The 20858-nt window shown below is 71.4% G+C and carries 20 protein-coding genes; 15 read left to right on the forward strand and 5 right to left on the reverse strand.

Annotated features, from left to right (window positions below; all coding sequences use genetic code 11):
* Positions 1–8: 8 nt before the first annotated feature.
* Genes kdd through ACXR8F_RS09710 form a run of 7 tightly spaced genes read left to right on the forward strand, consistent with a single transcriptional unit; the run spans position 9 to position 6814 of the window.
* A complete protein-coding gene (gene kdd, locus ACXR8F_RS09680; protein WP_458799990.1) occupies positions 9–1103 on the forward strand; it encodes an L-erythro-3,5-diaminohexanoate dehydrogenase in 1095 nt (364 codons plus the stop codon).
* Positions 1100–2713: a lysine 5,6-aminomutase subunit alpha gene (kamD, locus tag ACXR8F_RS09685; RefSeq protein ID WP_458799992.1), complete on the forward strand. Its 1614-nt coding sequence runs from the start codon at positions 1100–1102 to the stop codon at positions 2711–2713. Before kdd ends, kamD begins: the two co-directional genes overlap by 4 nt.
* Entirely contained in the window at positions 2710–3477 is a 768-nt protein-coding gene (gene kamE / locus ACXR8F_RS09690) for a lysine 5,6-aminomutase subunit beta (protein ID WP_458799994.1), read from the forward strand. The genes kamD and kamE overlap by 4 nt, the downstream gene beginning before the upstream one ends.
* Positions 3474–3905: a 3-aminobutyryl-CoA ammonia lyase gene (gene kal / locus ACXR8F_RS09695; RefSeq protein ID WP_458799996.1), complete on the forward strand. Its 432-nt coding sequence runs from the start codon at positions 3474–3476 to the stop codon at positions 3903–3905. The genes kamE and kal overlap by 4 nt, the downstream gene beginning before the upstream one ends.
* Positions 3906–3943: 38 nt before the next feature.
* Positions 3944–5509, forward strand: a complete 1566-nt coding sequence (lnt, locus tag ACXR8F_RS09700; protein ID WP_458799998.1) for an apolipoprotein N-acyltransferase — start codon at positions 3944–3946, stop codon at positions 5507–5509.
* Complete coding sequence (locus ACXR8F_RS09705; RefSeq protein WP_458800000.1) at positions 5490–6281, forward strand: polyprenol monophosphomannose synthase; 792 nt, start codon at positions 5490–5492, stop codon at positions 6279–6281. Before lnt ends, ACXR8F_RS09705 begins: the two co-directional genes overlap by 20 nt.
* The gene (locus ACXR8F_RS09710; RefSeq protein ID WP_458800002.1) at positions 6278–6814 is read left to right on the forward strand and encodes an FxsA family protein; all 537 of its coding nucleotides are present in this window, start codon (positions 6278–6280) and stop codon (positions 6812–6814) included. Before ACXR8F_RS09705 ends, ACXR8F_RS09710 begins: the two co-directional genes overlap by 4 nt.
* A 125-nt stretch (positions 6815–6939) precedes the next feature.
* Here the strand turns inward: ACXR8F_RS09710 and ACXR8F_RS09715 are convergent, their stop codons facing one another.
* Together ACXR8F_RS09715 and ACXR8F_RS09720 are read right to left on the reverse strand one after the other, a co-directional pair.
* Positions 6940–7299, reverse strand: a complete 360-nt coding sequence (locus ACXR8F_RS09715) for an RNA polymerase-binding protein RbpA (RefSeq protein WP_045188037.1) — start codon at positions 7297–7299, stop codon at positions 6940–6942.
* 118 nt (positions 7300–7417) lie between these two features.
* Positions 7418–8794, reverse strand: a complete 1377-nt coding sequence (locus ACXR8F_RS09720) for an MFS transporter (RefSeq protein ID WP_458800004.1) — start codon at positions 8792–8794, stop codon at positions 7418–7420.
* A 237-nt stretch (positions 8795–9031) separates the two neighbouring features.
* Here ACXR8F_RS09720 and ACXR8F_RS09725 point away from each other — a divergent pair, with 237 nt between their 5' ends.
* The 6 genes from ACXR8F_RS09725 (at position 9032) to ACXR8F_RS09750 (ending at position 15086) form a co-directional block, all read left to right on the forward strand.
* Positions 9032–10447, forward strand: a complete 1416-nt coding sequence (locus tag ACXR8F_RS09725; RefSeq protein WP_458800006.1) for a M28 family metallopeptidase — start codon at positions 9032–9034, stop codon at positions 10445–10447.
* A gap of 119 nt (positions 10448–10566) precedes the next feature.
* A complete protein-coding gene (locus ACXR8F_RS09730; RefSeq protein WP_458800008.1) occupies positions 10567–11067 on the forward strand; it encodes a MarR family winged helix-turn-helix transcriptional regulator in 501 nt (166 codons plus the stop codon).
* A gap of 97 nt (positions 11068–11164) precedes the next feature.
* A complete protein-coding gene (locus tag ACXR8F_RS09735; RefSeq protein WP_458800010.1) occupies positions 11165–12064 on the forward strand; it encodes an aminoglycoside phosphotransferase family protein in 900 nt (299 codons plus the stop codon).
* 100 nt (positions 12065–12164) lie between these two features.
* Complete coding sequence (locus tag ACXR8F_RS09740; protein ID WP_458800012.1) at positions 12165–13373, forward strand: methyltransferase domain-containing protein; 1209 nt, start codon at positions 12165–12167, stop codon at positions 13371–13373.
* On the forward strand, positions 13373–13918 hold the full coding sequence (locus tag ACXR8F_RS09745) for a mycothiol transferase (RefSeq protein ID WP_458800014.1): 546 nt from the start codon (positions 13373–13375) through the stop codon (positions 13916–13918). The genes ACXR8F_RS09740 and ACXR8F_RS09745 overlap by 1 nt, the downstream gene beginning before the upstream one ends.
* On the forward strand, positions 13911–15086 hold the full coding sequence (locus ACXR8F_RS09750; RefSeq protein ID WP_458800016.1) for a DUF2332 domain-containing protein: 1176 nt from the start codon (positions 13911–13913) through the stop codon (positions 15084–15086). Before ACXR8F_RS09745 ends, ACXR8F_RS09750 begins: the two co-directional genes overlap by 8 nt.
* Positions 15087–15176: 90 nt before the next feature.
* Here ACXR8F_RS09750 and ACXR8F_RS09755 read toward each other — a convergent pair whose 3' ends face one another.
* The 3 genes from ACXR8F_RS09755 to ACXR8F_RS09765 are packed head-to-tail and all read right to left on the reverse strand — an operon-like array spanning position 15177 to position 19076.
* Positions 15177–16364 carry a Fic family protein gene (locus ACXR8F_RS09755; protein WP_458800018.1) on the reverse strand — a complete coding sequence of 396 codons (1188 nt, stop codon included), beginning with the start codon at positions 16362–16364 and terminating at the stop codon, positions 15177–15179.
* A gap of 60 nt (positions 16365–16424) precedes the next feature.
* The gene (locus ACXR8F_RS09760) at positions 16425–18398 is read right to left on the reverse strand and encodes an alpha-amylase family protein (RefSeq protein WP_082080702.1); all 1974 of its coding nucleotides are present in this window, start codon (positions 18396–18398) and stop codon (positions 16425–16427) included.
* Positions 18399–18455: 57 nt separating this feature from the next.
* On the reverse strand, positions 18456–19076 hold the full coding sequence (locus ACXR8F_RS09765; RefSeq protein ID WP_458800020.1) for an L-threonylcarbamoyladenylate synthase: 621 nt from the start codon (positions 19074–19076) through the stop codon (positions 18456–18458).
* Between the two features lie 25 nt (positions 19077–19101).
* Between ACXR8F_RS09765 and ACXR8F_RS09770 the strand changes: the two genes are divergently transcribed.
* Together ACXR8F_RS09770 and lhgO are read left to right on the forward strand one after the other, a co-directional pair.
* On the forward strand, positions 19102–19530 hold the full coding sequence (locus ACXR8F_RS09770; protein WP_458800022.1) for a GNAT family N-acetyltransferase: 429 nt from the start codon (positions 19102–19104) through the stop codon (positions 19528–19530).
* Positions 19527–20735: an L-2-hydroxyglutarate oxidase gene (lhgO, locus tag ACXR8F_RS09775; RefSeq protein ID WP_458800025.1), complete on the forward strand. Its 1209-nt coding sequence runs from the start codon at positions 19527–19529 to the stop codon at positions 20733–20735. Before ACXR8F_RS09770 ends, lhgO begins: the two co-directional genes overlap by 4 nt.
* The last annotated feature ends 123 nt before the right edge of the window (positions 20736–20858 follow it).

Consider the following 20858-nt stretch of genomic DNA (forward strand, 5'->3'; position numbering starts at 1 on the left):
ATCTCTAGGTGACCCTGCCGACCCGACCGTCCCCCGTGGGCCTGCACCGCGTCCTCGAGCCCACCGGCGACGCGATCACGCTGCCGCAGGCCGCGCGCCGGCTCGACCCCCGCCCGGAGCTGTGGCCCGACGAGGTCCGCATCGCGGTCGAGACCCTCAACCTCGACGCCGCCTCCTACCGGCAGCTCTCCGAGAAGCACACCACCGACGGGCGCGTCGACGGCGCCGCGGTGCGCGCCGAGGTGCTCGACATCGTCGCGAGCCGGGGCAAGATGCAGAACCCCGTGACCGGTTCGGGCGGCATGCTCATCGGCACGGTCGACGAGGTCGGGCCCGAGAGCACCCTGGGGCTGTCCGTCGGCGATCGCGTCGCCACCCTCGTCTCGCTCTCGCTGACGCCGCTCGCCCTCACCGACGGCCTCGAGCGCTGGGACGGCCTGTCGGAGCAGGTGCCCGCCGCCGGCCACGCGATCCTCTTCGGTCGCAGCATCGCCGCCACCCTGCCCGACGACCTCGACCCGCACCTGGCCCTCATGGTCATGGACGTGTGCGGAGCACCGGCGCTCGTCGAGCGGGTCGTGGGGGAGTACGCCGCTCGTGGCGTAGCGCCCACCGTGGCCGTCCTCGGCGGTGCCGGCAAGTCCGGCTCGCTCTCGCTGGCCGCCGCCCGTGTTGCCGGTGCCGGCCGCACCATCGGGGTCGTCCCGGTGGAGCGCGAACGCTCGGTGCTCGAGCAGAGCGGTCTCGCCGACGCCGTGGTCCTCGCCGACGCGCGCTCGCCGCTCGGGCTGGCCGCTGCGGTCGAGTCCGCCGGCGGGCCCGCCGATGTCACCGTGGTCTGCGTCGACGTGCCCGGCTGCGAGCAGCCGGCCATCCTCGCGACCGCCCAGGGTGGCACGATCATCTTCTTCAGCATGGCGACGAACTTCGCGGCGGCGGCGCTGGGCGCCGAGGGTCTTGCCGCCGACGTGCGCATGCTCGTCGGCAACGGCTACGTGCCCGGGCACGCCGAGACGGCGTTGCGACTCGTGCGCGAGGTGCCTGCGGTTCGTGCCCTCTTCGAGGGCCGCCTCGCCGCAGAGACCGCGGGGGCAGGCGCATGAGCCGCCCGAACGCGATGCTCGAGCTGGACCCCACCGTCGTCCGCAAGGCCCGGTCTCTCGCCCGCAAGGCGGCGGCCCCGGTCGTGAAGATCGCCCAGAGCCACACCACCGTCTCCGTCGAGCGGGCGACGCTGCGCCTCGCGGGGCTGGCCGGCGCCGACCACGAGCGCGTTCCGTGGGTCAACCACCTGGTCAACGCCGTGCGCGACGAGGTCGGCCTCGAGCACGGCGTGACCACTCCGGTCTACGACGCGCTGCTGCGCGGAGAGGCACCGGACCTCACGACGCTCGCGCAGAAGGCAGCCAGCGGCAACGTCTCGTTCCGCCTGCCGACGGGCCGCGAGGCGAAGGCGGCGCAGCGGGCGGCCGCGAAGGGCGTCGGCGTGGGCCTCAGGACCATCGACCGCTCGCGCGCGACCCGCGACCGGCTGGTCAAGCGGCACGGCGACCCTAAGACCAAGCCGTGGATCTACCTCATCGTCGCGACCGGCGACATCTACGAGGACATCCCGCAGGCCCAGGCCGCCGCGCGTGAGGGTGCCGACATCATCGCCGTCATCCGCTCGACCGGGCAGTCGTTGCTCGACTACGTGCCCGAGGGCGCCACGCGCGAGGGCTTCGCCGGCACGTACGCGACGCAGGAGAACTTCCGTCTCATGCGGGCGGCGCTCGACGACGTGAGCAAGGAGCTGGGCCGCTACGTCCGGCTGACGAACTACGCGTCCGGCCTCTGCATGCCCGAGATCGCGGCCCTCGCCGGCATGGAGCGGCTCGACATGATGCTCAACGACTCGATGTACGGCATCCTCTTCCGCGACATCAACCCGATCCGCACCTTCGTCGACCAGCGGTTCTCGCGGCAGGTCCACGCCCGCGCCGGCATCATCATCAACACCGGCGAGGACAACTACCTGACGACCGCCGACGCCGTCGAGGCCGCCCACACCGTCACCGTCAGCCAGCTGCTCAACGAGCGGTTCGCCAAGGAGGCCGGCCTCGAGGACTGGCAGCTCGGCCTCGGCCACGCGTTCGAGATCAACCCCGAGATCCCCGACAGCTTCCGCATGGAGCTGGCCCATGCGATGCTCTCGCGCCAGCTCTTCCCGGACGCACCGCTCAAGTGGATGCCGCCGACGAAGCACATGACGGGCGACGTCTTCCGCGGCTACCTGCTCGACGGCTTCTTCAACCTCGTCGGCGCGATGACCGGCCAGGGCATCCTGCTCGTCGGCATGATGACCGAGGCCGTCGTCACGCCGTTCCTCTCCGACCGTGACCTCGCGCTGCAGAACGTCCGCTACGTCATGAACGCCGCGAGCGGGCTCACCGAGGACTTCCACCCGCCCCGTGACGGGTTCATCCAGACCCGCGCCCGGCAGGTGCTCTCCGAGGCCGTCGACCTGCTCGAGCGCATCGTGAACGACACCGACGCGGCCGGCGACGCACCGCTGCTCGCGGCCATCGCCGACGGCACCTTCGGGCTGATGAAGCGACCTGCCACCGGCGGCAAGGGGCTGGACGGCGTGTTCGAGCGGGCTGCGGCATACGACAACCCGGCGATCACGGCCCTCGACGCCTGGACGCCGCCGGCGAAGGGAGCACGACGATGACCCCCGACGCGCAGAAGCAGGGCAGCATCATCCGGCCCTACGGCGACACCACCGGCGACGGCATGGTGCAGATGTCGTTCACGCTTCCGCTGGCACACGACAAGAAGGCCGAGGGTGCCGCGCTGCAGCTGGCCCGCAAGATGGGCCTCGACCCGGCGCTGCTCGTCCACGCCAAGGCGATGGGACCCGACTTCACGTTCTTCGTCGTCTACGGCAGCTCGACGCACCTGGTCAACCTCGACGACGTGCACATCGTCGAGCGGGAGTACCCGCTGCTGTCGGCCAAGGACGCCAACCTGGCGATCAAGAAGCACCTGCGCCGCAAGCTCGTCGTCGTCGGCGCCTGCATCGGCACCGACGCGCACACGGTCGGCATCGACGCGATCCTCAACATCAAGGGCTTCGCGGGGGAGAAGGGGCTCGAGTACTACCGCGAGATCAAGGTCGTGAACCTCGGCGCCCAGGTGCTCGTGCCCGACCTCGTGGCCCGCGCCCGCGCCGAGAAGGCCGACGCCGTGCTCGTGAGCCAGGTCGTCACCCAGAAGGACGCCCACATCCACAACACGACGCAGATGTCCGCGGCGTTCCGCGAGGCCTACCCGGCCGGGCAGGTGCCGGTGCTCATCGCCGGAGGCCCGCGCTTCGAGGACGGCTCGGAGAAGGCGCTCGGCGTCGACCGGATCTTCGGGCGCGGCACCACCCCCGGAGAGGTGGCCAGCTACCTCGTCCACGAGATGACCCAGCGGAAGGCGAGGAAGTCATGACCGAGCACACCACCGAGCACACCACCGAGCACACCACCGAGCGCACCACCACTGCGAGCGTCGGGCAGCGGGTCACCCACCGCCGCTACGTGCCCTACAGCCACGCCCACTACGCGGGCAACCTCGTCGACGGCGCGTACTCCCTCGCCGCCTTCGGCGACGTCGCGACCGAGATGTGCATCGTCACCGACGGCGACGAGGGCCTCTTCGCCTCCTACAGCGACGTGCAGTTCAAGGCGCCCGTCCGTGCAGGCGACGTCATCGAGATCTCCGCCGAGCTCGTCCGGGTCGGGTCACGCTCGCGCGAGATGGCCTTCGAGGTGCGCGTCGTCGGGCGGGGCACACCCGAGCGCGGCGAGTCCGCCGCCGAGGTGCTCGACCCGCCGATCGTCGCCACGACGGCCCGCGGGGTCGTCGTCGTCCCCTGAGGTCGGGCGTCCGGGCCGCACGGCATACGGTGAACCCCGTGCGGCGTCTTCTCGTGTCCCTGCTCGCGGGCGGGCTCCTCTGCTTCGCTTTCCCGACGTTCGACGTGTGGGTCGCCGCGCCGCTCGCCCTGGGGCTCTGGTCGTGGGCGTGGGCGGGCGCCGGCCTCGGCCGCGGCTTCGGGCTCGGGCTCGCCGGTGGCCTCGTCTTCTTCGTGCCGACGCTCAGCTGGTCGGGCATCTACGTCGGAGCCGTTCCGTGGATCGCGCTCGCGGTGCTCGAGTCGGTCTTCGTCGGTCTGGCCGGCGCGCTCGTGGGGTGGCTCAGCCGTGACGGCCGGGTGCGCCCCCTCGCGTTCGCGCTCGTCTGGGTGGTCACCGAAGGGTTCCGCGCGCGGGCCCCGTACGGCGGCTTCCCGTGGCTGAAGATCGCGTTCGGACAGGCCGACTCGCCGTTCGGACGTCTCGTAGCCCTAGGTGGTGCTCCCTTCGTCGGCTTCGTCATCGCCCTCGCCGGGGCCCTCCTGGCGCTCGCGGCGCAGCGGGCGCTCGCCTTCCGTCCCCACCGGTCGCGTATGCCGTCTCGCGCGGTCACGCTCCCGGTGGCCGGCACGCTCCTGCTGGGCCTCGTGGGTCTCGCCGTGCCGCTGCCCACCGACGGCCCCACCGCGCAGTTCCTGGGCGTGCAGGGCAACGTGCCACGCCCGGGGCTCGAGTTCAACGCCGAGCGTCGTGCCGTGCTCGACAACCACGTCGCGGCGACGCTCAAGGCGCAGGAGGACGTCACGGCCGGTCGGGCGCCCGCACCCGACCTCGTCGTCTGGCCCGAGAACGCCTCGGACATCGACCCGCTGCGCAACGCCGACGCGAAGTCCCTCATCCTCGAGACGGTCGACGCGCTGCGGCGCCCCCTCATCGTCGGCGGCCTGCTCGAGGAGCCGGTCGGTTTCGTCTCGAACGTCGCGCTGCTCTTCGAGCCGGGCAAGGGCAACACCGACCGCTACGTGAAACGCCACCCGGTGCCGTTCGCCGAGTACATCCCGAACCGGTCGTTCTGGCGCACCCTCAGCAAGGAGGTCGACCTCGTCCGCAACGACTTCGTGCCCGGCGACGGTCCCGGCGTCTTCCGCGTGACGACGCCGAGCGGCCAGTCCATCCGGGCGGGTCTCGCCATCTGCTTCGAGGTCGCCTACGACGACATCATGCGCGACGCGGTGCAGACCGGGGCCAACGTGCTCGTCGTGCAGACCAACAACGCGACCTTCGGCTTCACCGCCGAGTCGCCTCAGCAACTGGCCATCAGCAGGCTTCGTGCCATGGAGTTCGGTCGGTCGGTCGTGCACATCTCGACCGTGGGGCAGAGCGCCCTCATCACGCCCGATGGAACCGCCCACCAGGTCACGTCGTTGTTCACGCAGGCGGTCGTCCGAGGGGCCCTACCATTGCGGGACGCCACGACACTGGCGACCCGGGTCGGTGAGGCCCCCGAATGGGTCGCCGCCGCCGCACTGCTGGTGGTGCTGGCCCTCGGCATCGGCCGCGGGCGCCCGCTGCAGGGACCGGTGGCAGACACGACGAAGGAAGAGGATGACGACGACGCAGCGTGAGCCGGTGACCAGGGTGGCCGTGCTCATCCCGACGTACAACGAGCGGGACAACCTGCCCGGCATCATCGCCCGCGTGCGGGCCAGCGCCCCGGCCGTCGACGTCTTCGTGCTCGACGACGCCTCGCCCGACGGCACCGGGCAGGTCGCCGACGACATCGCCGCGGCCGACCCGCAGGTCCACGTCGTGCACCGCGCCGGCAAGGAGGGCCTCGGCAAGGCGTACCTCGCGGGCTTCGCGATCGTGCTCGAGCGCGGCTACGACGCCGCCGTGGAGATGGACGCCGACGGCTCGCACCTGCCCGAGCAGCTGCCGTCGCTGCTCGCCGCCCTCGGCGAGGCCGATGTCGTCATCGGCGCCCGATGGGTGCGCGGGGGAGAGGTGCGCAACTGGCCGGTCCACCGCAAGGTCCTGTCGGTCGGCGCCAACGTCTACACCAAGCTGATGCTGGGGATGTCGGTCAACGACGCCACGGCGGGCTACCGCGCCTACCGCGCCAGCGCCCTGCGCACCATGGGGCTGCAGGGCGTCGAGTCCCAGGGCTACTGCTTCCAGATCGACCTCACCCTGCGCGCCGTCCGTGCCGGCCTGACGGTCGTCGAGGTGCCGATCACGTTCGTCGAGCGCGAGGTCGGCGTCTCCAAGATGGGCAAGGACATCGTGCGCGAGGCGCTCACGAGCGTCACCCGCTGGGGCGTCGAGCACCGGGTCGGGCAGCTGCGTGCGGTCACGCAGAAGGCCCGGCGCCGCGAGCCGGTGGGTGACCGCACATGACCACGGCGCCCGGCTCGCCGCGGGCCCGGCGGGTGCGGCTGACGCGGCTCGCCCTCGTGGCGCTGCTCGCCCTGCCGATCATCGAGATCGTGGTGGTCGTCGCCGTCGGGCAGGCCATCGGCGGCTGGCCCACGTTCCTGCTGCTCGTCGCCACCTCGCTGCTCGGCGCGTGGCTGATCCGCCGTGAGGGCGCACGTGCGTGGCGTGCCCTCGAGCAGGCGGTGCGCAGTGGCCGCATGCCGGCCCGCGAGATCGCGGACGGCGTCGTCGTGCTGGTGGGCGGCAGCCTGCTGCTCGCTCCCGGCTTCGTCACCGACGTGCTCGGGCTGCTGCTCGTGCTGCCGTTCACGCGGCCGGTCGCCCGGAGCATGCTCGCTGCGGTGATCTCGCGCCGCATGCTGGCCCAGACGGAGCGCTTCACCGGCCCGGCCGTCGCTGGTCAGCCCGGGTGGGACAAGCAGGCACCCGAGGGGCCGCGCCGCTCGACCTCGAGCGACGAGGTCGTCGAGGGCGAGATCATCGACGAGGACTGATCGAGAGAACGCTCCGTCACGTTCTGCGCGTCACGGAGCGTTCTTTCGATCGGTGGGTAGCGAGCAGTGGGGGTAGCGAGAAGCCCGCCCCCACGAACGGGACGGGCTTCTCGGTGGTACGTCTGTCAGGCGCTCTTGCGGCGGCGCGGCTTCTCGCCGCGCGACTCGCGCAGCAGCGTCAGGCGCTCCTCGAGGAGCTCCTCGAGCTCGGGGATGGACCGGCGCTCGAGCAGCATGTCCCAGTGCGTGCGCTGGTGCTTGACCTGCTTGGCCTCCGGCTCGGGGCCGCCCTGCAGCCTGGCGTCGAGGCCGCAACGGCACTCCCAGGTGGCGGGGACGTCGGCCTCGATGGAGAACGGGAGCTCGGTGCGGTGGCCTTCAGGGCAGACGTAGACGGTGAGCTGACGCTCACTCGGGACGACGTTCTCGTCGGACTCCATGCTCCTCGCGCCGAGGTTGGAACCGCGTAGTGCTCGATCGGCCATGTGGACCCCTCCAGGACTTCTGCCGCTGTGACACCCGTTGGTGTCATACCCTCACAGACGCTTGAACGAGCGAAACGGTTGACTTGTTCCCCGCAGACCGGCGGATTGTAAGCGCGTCTCAGATGACGGCAGGGACCGGGTTGCCGGCCTGCTCGATGCCCTCACGCATGCGCACGCGGGAGAGCAGCACGCCTCCGATGGCGAAGAAGATGATGAGCGCGATGATGGCCCACCGGTAGCTGAGGGTGGCCTGGTAGACGAGCCCGAAGATGAGGGTGCCGAACCAGCTCGTGCCGCGTTCCATGGCCTGGTAGAGGCTGAAGTACTCCGCCTCACGGCCGCGGGGGATCAGCTGGCTGTAGAGCGAGCGCGACAGTGCCTGCGTGCCGCCGAGGACGATGCCGATGAGCAGGGCGAGCGCGAGGAAGATGACGAGCGACTTCGACGGCACGAGGAAGGCGAAGACGACCACGAGGGTCCAGAGGCCGATGCCGTAGAGGACGGTGCGCCACGCGCCGATCGACGCGGCGACCCGCCCGAACAGGCGGGCGCCGAAGAAGGCGACGAACTGCACGAAGAGAAAGACGCCGAGCACGGTCGTCTCCGAGAAGCCGAGCTCCTTCGACCCGTAGATGCTCGAGCTGCCGATGACGGTTTGGATGCCGTCGTTGAAGAAGAGGTAGGCGAGCAGGAACATCTTCGTCTGCGGGTAGCGGGCGAGGTCGCGGAAGGTGCTGCGCAGCTGGGCGACGCTCCCGCGGACGACGCCGGCCGAGCGCTCGACGGGCGTCTCGACGGTGCCGGTGAGGTGGCGCAGCCCCAGATAGGGGATGAGCGTGAAGCCGGCCCACCAGAGCCCGGCCGACAGGATGCTGATGCGCGTGCTGAGCGCCCGGTCGAGGCCGAGGTCCTCGTGGAAGAAGTCGAGCGCGAAGTTGAGCGCGAGCAGGATGCCACCGCCCAGGTAGCCGAAGGCCCACCCCTTCGAGGAGACCCGGTCGCGCTCGTTCTCGTTGGCGATGCGCACGAGGATCGAGTCGTAGATGACGAGCGAGGCGCCGAGGCAGATGCCCGCCACGACGACGAGAGCCGCCCCGAGCTGCCAGTTCGTTCCCGCGACGAAGAACATGAGGCTGGCCGCTGCGGCGCCGACCCACGCGAAGGACCCGAAGAGCCTCGTGGGTCGCTGGCTGCGGTCGGCGATCGCCCCGATGAAGATGAGCACGATCGCCGAGAGGATGGTCGTGAACGTCACCGTGAAGAACCAGAGCGAGCCCGGCGCGACGGGGATGCCGAGGACCGAGAGGGTCGTGGTGCAGTCCTGCCCGTCGGCGAGCCCGGGGCACGCGGCATCCTCGGCGACGGACGTCAGGTACGGGCTCATCAGCACCGTCGCGGTGGTGGTGACGTAGGCCGAGTTGGCCCAGTCGTACCAGTACCAGGCGCGCTGCTCCCGGGTCTCCGGGCGGGCGGCGTTGACGACGGCGTGCGACATGGCGCAACCGTCCCACAACGCGTCCGCCACGGCACCGCGAGCCGCGCAAACACGCCGCGCACCCTGCCCATCCAGCGTCAGCGGACGGCATACGTCCACTCAGCGGACGCTCGGCGAGGCGTCAGGACTTGGCAACCCGTGGCCAAGGGATCGCAAGGTGCATTGCCCGGGAAGTGGGGGCTGGACAGGGTTTCGCTCGCTCGACCTCCCCACACCCCTTCATCCCCAAGGAGATCCATGCGCAAGCGCACCCTGCTCACCCCGCTGGTGCTCGCTGCGGTCACGACGGCCGGCCTCACCATCGCCCCACCCGCGGCCCTGGCGGCGGGGCCGGACATCTCGGTGGCCAACACCAAGGCCCACCTCGACCAGCTCCAGTCGATCGCGAACGCCAACGGCGGCAACCGGAGCACGGGCAGGCCCGGCTACAAGGCCTCGGTCGACTGGGTGAAGGCGAAGCTCGACGCGGCCGGCTACACCACGACCGTCCAGTCGTTCAGCACGTCGTCGGGCACCTCGTACAACCTCGTCGCGGACCTGCCGGGCGGCGACACGAGCTCGGTCGTCATGTTCGGCGCCCACCTCGACTCGGTTTCGGTCGGCCCCGGCATCAACGACAACGGAAGCGGCAGCGCCGGCATCCTGGAGACGGCCCTGACGTACGCCGCCAGCGGGCAGACGCCGCGCAACCACGTGCGCTTCGGGTTCTGGGGCGCCGAGGAGCTCGGCCTGCTCGGCTCGAAGTACTACGTCAACAACCTGACCACGGCGCAGCGCTCGGCGATCAAGAGCTACCAGAACTTCGACATGATCGCCTCGCCCAACGTCGGCTACTTCGTCTACGACGACAACACGGCGGGCAACGGCATCCGCGACGACTTCACGAAGTACTACGACGGCAAGGGGATCCCCTGGGAGTACATCGACGTCCAGGGCCGCAGCGACCACGCCGCGTTCCGGTCGCTCGGTCTGCCCACCGGAGGCATCTTCAGCGGCGCCGAGACGACGAAGACGAGCGCACAGGCGAGCAAGTGGGGCGGCACGGCCGGCCAGGCCTTCGACGCGTGCTACCACCGGTCCTGCGACACGAACACGAACCTCGACCTCAAGGCCCTGGACGTCAACGTCGATGCCATCGGCGCCATGGTGTGGGCGTATGCCGCCAAGGACTACGGCACGACGCCGCCGCCGGCGGGTGGGAACCTCCTCGCCAACCCCGGCTTCGAGTCGGGAGCCGTCTCGTGGACCGGGACGTCCGGACCGATCACCAGCTCGACGTCGCGGCCCGCGCACAGCGGCACGTGGAAGATGTGGCTCGGCGGCAACGGGAGCACGGCGTCCGAGAACGAGCAGCAGACCGTGACCATCCCGTCGACGGCGGCCACGGCGCAGCTGTCGTTCTGGGGACGCTTCGACACCGCCGAGGTGGGAAGCACCGTCTACGACACCCTCAAGGTCCAGGTCGTGAGGAACGGCGTCACCACGACGCTGGCGACCTACAGCAACGTCGGGGCATCGGCGACGTGGGTGCAGCGGTCGTTCGACCTCAGCGCGTACCGGGGGAGCAGCGTGACGGTGAAGTTCGTGGCGACCGAGGACTCGTCGGCCCAGACGTCCTTCGTCATCGACGACACGGCCCTGACGACGAGCTGAGACGTCGTGGCCCCGGGGGAGGGGTTTGTCGCGCGGGTCGGGCTGTGTGCCCGACCCGCGCGGCGACGGCGAGGACGTGCTCCTTTCAACGGTCTCGTTTTAGCACTAAAGTGTTAGGTGTGAGCGAGTTCGCGGAGGAGCGGGTGGGTGAGATCGTCGCGGCCTGGGCGCGGGAACGGCCTGACGTCGACGTCTCGTCGATCGCCGTGCTGACACCCCTCTGGCGGCTGGCCGCACGGGCGACCGAGAACCGCGTCAGGGTGCTGGCCGAGCACGGCATCGAGCAGAGCCATGTGGACGTCCTCGGGACCCTGAGACGTGCCGGCGCGCCGTTCCGGCTGACGGCCGGCGAGCTGACCCGGCGGTGCCGGGTCACCGCTGGAGCCACGACGCAGCGCGTCCAGGCCATGGAGCGTCTCGGTCTCGTCGAGCGCGTGCGCGAGGAGCCGGACCGGCGGACCGTCCACGTGCAGCTGACCGCGGAGGGGGTCGCCGCGGTCGACCGCATCCTGGGAGACGTCATGGCCGGTGACGAGCTGATGCTGTCGGGGCTGACGTCCGCCGAGCGCGCCACGCTGGAGACGGCGCTGGGCGGCTGGCTCGAGAGGCTGGAGCCGTGACGCGAGCAGATGGCGGGCCCAGTTCGGGGACCAGTGCGGGGGACTAGGACGAAGGTCTGATGGTGGGGAGCCCTCGGGACAGGCAAGGCTGAGCCCCGTGGAACAGGTGTTCAACCCGACCCATCCGGAGCGAACGGTGGCGCGACGCCGCGTCGACGGGCGCGACGTGGTGGTCAAGCGCTACGCCCGAGGTGGGGCGGACGAGGTGCGAGCGGCCATGGAGGCCCTCTGGGCGTCGCCGTTCGGCGCCTCGAGGCCGTCACCGGCCATGCCGGGGCCCGTCGGGCGGCCCGTTGCAGAGGCGTCGCGCGACGAGCTCTGGATGTCGTTCGTCGCCGGCCGCCAGATGGCGACGCGCACCAACCTGGGCGACACGCTGTCGCGACTGGACGACGTCGCGCGGCTGCTGGCCGACCTCAACCGCAGCGGCGTCGTCGTGCCACGCCGCCGGACCGCCGCCAGGTTGCTGCTGTCGCTGCGTCGTAAGCGAGACGCCGTCGGCGGCCGGCTCGCGGCGCACGTCGAGTCGGTCGTGGCGCGTCTCGAGCTGTCGATGCCGCAGGACGATCCGCTGGTCGTCAACCACGGCGACTTCTCTCCGCGCAACCTCATCGTCAGCGGGCACGGTCTGGTGCTCATCGACTTCGACCGGCTCCAGATGGCCGACCCGGTCCACGACGTGGCGTACTTCGGCGCCTGGCTGTGGGCCACGGACCGGGTGCTGGGCCGCGACGGCAGCTGGAGGCCCGGAGACGAGCTGGCACGAGAGCACGCAGCCGAGCTGGACGAGCTGGGCGGGCTGGACGAGCTGGAGGCTGGCCGCGACGACGACGAGCGCCGTCATGCGCTGGCCTTCCACCGCAGCGTGGGTCTCGTGCGCATCGCGACGAGCTGGACGTGGATGCGTGACCATCCTGATGTCGCTGCCGGTGTTCTCGACGAGGCGCAGCGGCTCGCATCCGCGCTGCCAGCCCTGCATCCACGCGCGAGCGCATAACGCCGATAATCGACATTATGTCACTTCGACGCACGAGAGGGCTCCCCCCGGCGGTCTACCCGTGGCCGTAGAGTCCCGCCGCGAGCCGTAGCCTTGCCCGGTGCAGTGCGACTACTTCGACGCGGGGCGCTGCCGCTCGTGCGCCCTGATGGGCGTGCCGTATGCCGTGCAGCTCGCCGACAAGCACGAGCGCTGCCGACAGGCGCTGTCACCGGTCGCCCCCGATGTCACCTGGCTCGAACCGTTCGCCAGCCGCGAGTCCGCGTTCCGCAACAAGGCCAAGCTCGTCGTCGGCGGCCGTCCCGGCGCCGTCACCCTCGGGATCCTGGACCCGAAGTCGCGCGGCGTCGACCTGCGGGCCTGCGGGCTGCACGAGGGTCCGCTCCAGCGCCTGATCCCCCGGCTCGCCGACGTCGTCGACGAGATCGGTCTCGAGCCCTACGACGTCGCGGCCCGGCGCGGCGAGCTCAAGCACCTCATCCTGACCCTCTCCCCCACCGGTGAGGTGATGCTGCGCTTCGTGCTGCGCTCGAAGAAGCACCTGGCGCTGCTCGAGTCGCGCCTCCCGCGGATGCTCGAACACCTGTCCGAAGTGCGTGTCGTCTCGGTGAACCTCCAGCCCGAGCACAAGGCCGTCCTCGAGGGCGAGACGGAGCTCGTCCTCACCGAGCAGGGCCTGCTCGAGATGCCCGTCAACGACGTCACCCTCAACCTACGACCCAACAGCTTCTTCCAGACCAACACCGCCGTCGCCGCAGGCCTCTACCGCCAGGCCAGGGACTGGGCCGACGAGGTGCGTCCGGCTGCCGTGCTCGACCTCTACTGCGGCGTGGGCGGCTTCGCCCTCCACTGCGCCACCGACCGCGGCGGCGCTCCTCGCCGCGTGCTCGGCGTCGAGGTGTCCCCCGAGGCGGTGCGCAGCGCGGAGCTGAGCGCCGAGCGTCTGCGCGCGAGCTCGCCCGGCGCCGTCGGCGTGCAGTTCCGGGCCGGCGATGCGACGGACGTGTCGGCCCTCGACCCGGCCGAGCTGGGAGGCACCACCTCGATGGTGGTCGTCAACCCGCCCCGTCGCGGCATCGGGCCCGAGCTGGCCGACTGGATCGAGCGATCGGGCGCCGACCACGTGACCTACTCCAGCTGCAACGTCGACAGCCTGGCGCGCGACCTCGCACGGCTGCCCTCCTACGTCGCCCGCCGGGCTCGACTCTTCGACATGTTCCCACAGACCTCGCACCACGAGGTGATCATGCTTCTCGAACGCGAAACCATTTCTGTCACAAGCCTGCTCGCCGATGGAGGCCGACCCTGATGAGCCACACCGCCACCGCCGACAGCACGTCGCCGTGGACGGCCCCCGAGGTCGAGCGCCCCGGCGGTTCGCTCGTGGCCGTCGAGACCCGGATGCTGCCGGAGATGCTCGCCTGGCACCGCGCAACGCTGCTGTCCAAGTGTGCGGGACTGACCGCCGAGCAGCTCGCCGAGCGCACGATCGGGCCGTCGAACCTCAGCCTGCTCGGGCTGCTGCGCCACCTGCGCAAGGTCGAGCGGATCTGGCTGCGGCAGAGGGTCGCCGACGAGGACGTCCCCGCCCTGCACGGCTTCGGCACCGGGGCCGATCTCGACTTCGACGACATCGACCCCGCGACCGCCCGCGCGGACTACGAGGCGCTGCTGACCGAGTGGGCGGCGGCAGACGAGGCGGTCGCCGGTCGTGGACTCGACGAGGTCTTCGAGGCGAGTGGTGAGCCCTTCTCGCTCCGGTTCGTCTACCTGCACCTCATCGGCGAGTACGCCCGTCACAACGGCCACGCCGACCTCGTGCGGGAGTCTCTCGATGGGGTCACCGGTGCCTGACGAGGCGCGACACGACCTCGAGCGGCTCGCCCGGATCCAACGACGGTTCTCCGAGTTCGGCTCCGAGTACGCGGCGCTGCCCCTCTACGCGACGATCTGCCGGCACCTCACCGAGGACGAGGACCTCGCGTCGCTGCTCCTGGCCGCGCGACCCGGACAGGCGCGACCCGTGCTGTGGCTGGCGGCCCTGCACGACCTCGTGCTCCGCCTACCGGAGACCCCGGCAGCCAAGTGGTACCCGAGCGTCGCGGGAGCCGGGCGCACACCGAGCGGCGACCCGTGGCCCGACGTGCGGCGTACGGTCCTCGACCACCGCGACGAGCTGGTCGAGAAGATCTCCACGCACGGGACGCAGACCAACGAGGTGAACCGGGCGGTGTACCTCACCCTCGGCCTCGCGGCGGCGTCTCGAGACGTTCCTGACCGCCCGCTGGCACTCGTCGAGCTCGGGGCGAGCGCCGGACTGCTGCTTGCGGTCGACCGCTATGCCGTGCGACTGGACTCACCGGACTCACCGGACGCGCCGTCGGCGCCTCCGGTCGTACTGGGCGAGCCCGGCTCGACCGTCCGCTGTGCGGGCCAGGACCGGTCCGGGGTCGCCTCGCCCGGCAGGGCTGAGGCGCTCGAGCTGCCTTCGGTGCTGGGGCGAGCGGGCGTCGACCTCGATCCCGTTGACCTTGCCGACGACGACGCCGTCCGCTGGCTCGAGGCCTGCCTCTGGCCGGAGGTGCCCGGCAGGGTCGAGCGCTTCCGAGCCGCGCGCGACCTGCTGCGTGACCAGCAGCCGACGGTGCTGCGGGCAGACATGGTCGACGGCCTGAGCAGAGCCGTCGAGGTCGCCCGCAGCCAGGCCGGCGAGGGGGCCCACGTCGTGGTCTTCAGCTCGTGGGCGCTCACCTATCTGGAGCGCTCGCGGCGCACCGACCTCGAGGCCGAGGTGCGTGCGCTCGCCCGCGACTGCGCGCTGCTGTCGTGGCTCACCGCTGAGCCCCCGTCGTGCGCTCCGGGCATCGAACCCCCGGCCGACGTGGACGAGGGCGGCACCGTCGTCGGGCTGCGCCGCTGGCGCGACGGGCACGAGCGAGCACCGGTGTCGCTCGGCACCTGCCACCCGCACGGCGCGTGGGTGGATCTCAGGTTCCGCGGGCTCGACGGACAAACATCATAATGTCGATTACCGGCGAATTCTATTGCGGCACAACGTTATTCGCCAGTCCAGCGGAGGTGGCGCGCCGCTCCCCCATCGGCATGACCACCGTCATCGGGCGCGCCGGCCCAGCCCGGCGGCATGCGCGTCGAGGGCTCTCAGGGCGGCCGGCGCGCGGTAGACGCGGTTGCGTCGGTGGCCCGTGGACTCGAGCAGGATGCCGTCGTCGACGAGCCGCTGGAGGGCCGACTGGGCGGTGGGGGCGGAGACCTCCAGCTCGCGCATGACGACCCGCGCGGTGACGACGGGCTGCCGCAGAAGGAGGTCGAGCATCGACCAGGACGCCGATCCCGCTCTGGCAGTGAGGCGTTCGGCCCAATCCGCACGGACCTCGCGCAGCGTCGCGACGAGCCGCTCGCCGATGTGGGTGCCGTTGCGCGCGGCTTCGGCCACGCAGCGCAGGATCGGCTCGGCGTCACCTCGGCGGTACGTCATGAGCGCGTCGACGTAGTCCTCGCGAATGGCGAGCAGACCCGCCGATATCGGCACGGTGACCCGGCGGATGACGCCGGTGTGGAGCAGCACCGAGTGCAGCAGTGCGCGCCCGGTGCGCCCGTTGCCGTCGGTGAAGGGGTGGATCGTCTCGAACTGCGCGTGGGCCAGTGCGGCATGGGCCACGGGCGGCAGGTCGTCGCGGTCCATGAACGCGACGAGGTCGGCCATCAGGGCGGGCACGTCGTCGGCCACCGGTGGCACGTAGTGCGCGTCCCCGGGGTGCAGCGCCGAGCCGCCGACCCAGACCTGCTGGTCGCGCCAGCGTCCGGCGGGGTGCTGCGTCTGCTGCGCCATGAGGGCGCGGTGCATGGCGAGCACCGCGTGCTCGTCGAGCCGCCCGGCGAGGTCGAGAGCCGCCTGCATGGTGCGCACGTTGCCGAGGATGACGGCGGCGTTGGCGCGGTTGCCCTCGCCGATCTCGGCCTCCGCGAGCGCGCGGGCCGACGACGTGAGGTTCTCGATCTGCGAGCTGGCGGCGCTCTCGGAGCGGAGCAGCACCGAGGCGAAGGGTGCGATCTCGCCCGCTCCCCCGGCGTCGAAGGCCGCGAGCAGGCGGGTGGCCTCGTCGAGGTCGGCTGCGAGGTCTCCGTCGAGCACCAGTCGGGCCGCGGCGATGGGTGGCACGACCGCCGCCGCGTAGCTGCGGGGGGCGGCTCGCTGGGCGCGGCGGGACAGCTCGAGCAGCCCTTCGACTGGACGCCACGAGACCGTTCGCGACTCGAGCGCCGGCCAGGTCAGCACCATGCGTTGTCCACCTCCTTGGTAAAGGTTATCGCACAACCTTTACCAAGGAGTCGCGGCGGCTCAGGCCCGCGACACCTCGACCGGTGCCTCGACGACCCACCAGGCGGCATACGGGCTCAGTGACGCCTGCCCGGCCGCGTCGCCGAAGACCGGGTGCCCGCCCAGCGCGTCGTGCGGGTGCACGATGCCGGCGTCCGCGAAGAGCCGCACCGGGACCGTCTGCCAGTGCCCCGTCACGTTGTAGACGCAGACCATGGAGCCGCTCGGGTGCGTGCGCACGACGGCCAGCACGCCGTCACTCGTCTCGAGGACCACCCGGGTCTGCGCCGAGGCGTGCAGCTGCGGAAGGCTGCGGCGCACCGTCGCGAGGTGTCGCAGTCCCTGGAACACCTTGCCCGCCGTCGTCGCCAGGTCGCCCCGGTGCGACGCGAGTGCCCAGTCGATGCGCTCCCGGTGCGCCCAGCGGTTGTCGTCCTCGTGGCCGGGCTCGTCGGCCCAGTGGGGGTCGTTCGGCATGCCCAGCTCGTCACCGCTCCACACCACCGGTATGCCGCCCCAGCCGGCCACGACGGCGTGGGCCAGGAAGAGGCGTGCCAGGCCCTGGCCGACCCCGCCGGCGTCGCCGCGACGCTCCGCGTCGGACAGTCCCGTGAGCGCCGCGGCCGTGCCACTGATGCGTTTGTCGCCCGTCGCCGGGTTGTGCTGGAAGACGAGCCCGTGCGCCCACGACCCCGGCTGGTCACCGGCGTACCAGTCGGAGAGGAAGCGGCGATGGGCGTAGCCGTCGAGGCCCGCAGCCGCCGCGTCGGCGTCGTCGATGGCCCACCCGATGTCGTCGTGGCAGCGCACGTAGCAGATCCACGTACCACTGGGTGGCGTCGGCGGCAGGGCCGTCAGGGCCTGCTTGGTCAGTCCGGTGCTGCCCGTCGCCAGCATCGACCACACCTGGACCATGAGGCTGTTGTGGTAGGCGATGTCGCTCACCCGGCCGGCGTGCTCGCCCTGTCCGAGGTACTGCACGAGGTCGCGGGGCCCGACGATGGCCTCTGCCTTGAACGCGAGGGCCGGGCAGGCGATGCGCGCCACGGTGCGCAGGGCCTGCGTGACCGCGTGCACCTCCGGTTGGTTCTGGCAGTTCGTGCCGAGGCGCTTCCAGGTGAAGGCGATCGCGTCGAGCCGAAGCACCTCGACACCGAGGTTCGCGAGGTAGAGCACGATGTCGGCGTACTCGACGAGCACGTCGGGGTTGGCCCAGTTGACGTCCCACTGCCACTCGTTGAAGGTCGTCCAGACCCAGCCGTCCAGCTCGTCGTCCCACGTGAAGTTGCCGGGGGCGAAGTCGGGGAACACCTCGGGCAGCGTGCGCTCGTAGGCGTCGGGCATGACCCGGTCGGGATAGACGTGGAAGTAGTCGCGGTAGTGCGACTCCCCCGCCCGGGCGCGCCGCGCCCACTCGTGCTCGCGCGCCACGTGGTTGAGGACGAGGTCGAGAACGAGGGAGATCCCGTCGGCCCGCAGCGTGGTCGCGAGGTCGCGCAGGTCGTCGACATCGCCGAGGTCGGGACGCACGGTGCGGTAGTCCTGCACCGCGTAGCCGCCGTCGTTGTCGCCGTCGCGGGGCAGCAGCAGCGGCATGAGGTGCAGGTAGGTGACCCCGAGGTCGCGCAGGTGGTCGAGCCGGCCGCCGAGCCCCTTCAGGTCCTCGCCGAAACGCTCTGTGTAGCAGGCGTACCCGAACATCCCGGGCTGCTGCAGCCAGTCCGGGCGCAGCAGGCGTCGCTGGTCGAGGCGGCGCAGCTCCGGAGGTCGCTCGGAGTAGGCCGAGACGGCGCGCCCCACGAGCCGCTGGGCGATGGCGGAGACGTCCTGCTCGGGGTAGAGCACCCGCAGCGCGGCCAGGAGGTCGTCGGACCAGCGCTCGAGCCGCAGCTCCAGCGTCTCGCGGTCCGCCTCGTCGAGACCGGTCAGCAGCGAGCCCAGGGAGTCGCCCGCCGGCGACTCGGCAGTGGGCACGTCACGGGCGCCATGGCTCATGGCCCGATTGAACAGCACCGCGCCTCGGCGCGACAGTGGGGGCGACGGCGCGGCGGCTCACTCGAAGGGGGTCGGGTCGCCCGCGCCGACGCGGGTGACGACCGGGTAACCGTCGGACCAGTCCACGACGGTCGTGGGCTCGAGGCCGCACTCCCCCGAGTCGATGACGGCGTCGATGACGTGGTCGAGGCGGTCCTTGATCTCCCAGCCCTCGGTCATCGGCTCGTCGTCGTCGGGCAGCAGCAGGGTGCTCGACAGGATGGGCTCACCCATCGCCTTGAGCAGCTCGCGCACGACCGGGTGCTCGGGGATGCGGACGCCCACGGTCTTCTTCTTCGCGTGCAGCAGGCGTCGCGGCACCTCCTTGGTCGCCGGCAGGATGAACGTGTAGGGGCCGGGGGTCGCCGCCTTGATGGCCCGGAACACCGAGTTGTCGAGGTGCACGAACTGGCCCAGCTGCGCGAAGTCCGAGCACACGAGGGTGAAGTGGTGCTTGTCGTCGAGGTGGCGGATGCGCAGGATGCGCTCCTTTCCCTCGGGGTTGTCGAGCGAGCAGCCGAGGGCGAAGCACGAGTCGGTCGGGTAGGCGATGAGGCCGCCGGTCCGAAGGATCTCGACCGCCTGACCGATCGCGCGAGGCTGGGGGTCCACCGGGTGGACGTCGAAGTACTTCGCCATGACCTCACCCTGCCATGCTGGGGCCATGACGGAGCGCACGGGTGACGGCGTGGACGACGGGACCGACGGGACCGACGACTCGGCAGCGGCCATCGAGGTGGTCGACAACCCCGGACGGAGCCGGTTCGAGCTGCTCGACGGCGAGCGGGTCATCGGCATCGCCAGCTACGCGGTGGTGCGGGGCCCGGGTGACGGCGGGCCCGCCGACGCCGATCGGGTCGTGTTCTTCCACACCGAGGTGCACCCGGAGTACGAGGGGCGTGGTCTGGCAGGTCGGCTCGCCGAGTTCGCGCTGAGCTCGACGGTCGCCTCCGGGCGCCGCATCGTGGCCCTGTGCCCCTACATCAAGGTCTACCTCCGCAGGCACCCGGAGCCGTATGCCGCCCACGTCCTCACGCCCACCGACGCGGACGTCGAGGCGGCTGACGAGGCCGCTCGCGCGGCAGCAGGGTGACGCGGCCGCACGTCGTCGTCGTGGGTGGCGGGATCGTCGGGTCGGCGGTGGCCCGCCGCCTCACGCTGTCCGACCCGCGCCCCGACGTGACCGTCGTCGAGAAGGAGTCGGCGCCCGCACGGCACCAGACGTCCCGCAACAGCGGCGTGGTGCACGCCGGCATCTACTACGCGCCCGGCTCGGCCAAGGCCACTCTCTCCAGAGAGGGGGTCCGGCGGCTCCGGGCCTACTGCCGCGAACGCGGGCTGCCCTACGAGGAGGTCGGCAAGGTCGTCGTCGCCCTCGATCCGGTGGAGGTCGAGCGATTGCGCGGCATCGAGGCCCGGGCCAGGGCGAACGGCGTCCCCGGCCTGCGCTGGCTTGGACCGGACGCCCTGCGCGAGGTGGAGCCGCACACCGTGGGTCTGGCGGCGCTGCACTCCCCCACGACCGCGATCACCGATTTCTCCCGTGTCGCCGCGGCGATGCTCGAGGACGCCAGCGACCGCGGGGCGCAGGTCCTGACCGGCTTCGAGGTGACCGGGCTCGACCAGGACGGTGGTCAGGACGGGCAGGTCGAGGTGCGCGCGGCGGACGGGCGCCGGCTGCGTGCCGACCGGGTCGTCGTCGCGGGAGGGCTGCACGCCGACCGGCTCGCCGTCCTCGCCGGCGACGGGCCGAGCCCCGCGATCGTGCCCTTCCGTGGCGAGTACCACCGGCTCGCCCCGTCTGCGACGCACCTCGTGCGGGGCCTGGTCTATCCCGTTCCCGACCCGCGCTACCCCTTCCTCGGGGTCCACCTGACCCGCACGGTCGGCGGCGACGTGCTGCTCGGACCGAACGCGGTGCTCGCCACGGCACGGGAGGGCTACCGCCGTCGCGACGTGGACCTCGAGGTCGTGCGAGCGCTCGCGACCTCGAGCGGCTTCAGGCGGTTCGCGCGGGCCAACCTGGCGACCGGGCTGCACGAGGTCGTGGGATCGGTCAGCAGGCATGCGTTCGTGGCCCGGGCGCGGCGCTACGTGCCCGGCATCACCGACGCCGACGTCGTGTCCGCCGGCGCCGGGGTGCGGGCGCAGGCCATGGACCCCGACGGCTCCCTCGTGGAGGACTTCCGGTTCAGCAGGATCGGCGGGGTGCTGTGCATCCGCAACGCCCCGTCGCCCGCCGCGACGGCGTCGCTGGCCATCGCCGACCTGGTCGTGGACCGCCTGGACCTCGCCTGAGCCTCACTGGTGGACCGTGGGGTGTGACAAGGGCAGAGTTCTTGTCGCACTACCGGTGTCGTCGAGTCACTGCCGGGCTGAGCGAGCCGCCCTGCTTTCGGGGACGGCCTGACTGAGAGTCGC

Source organism: Terrabacter sp. AAH1 (assembly GCF_054456855.1).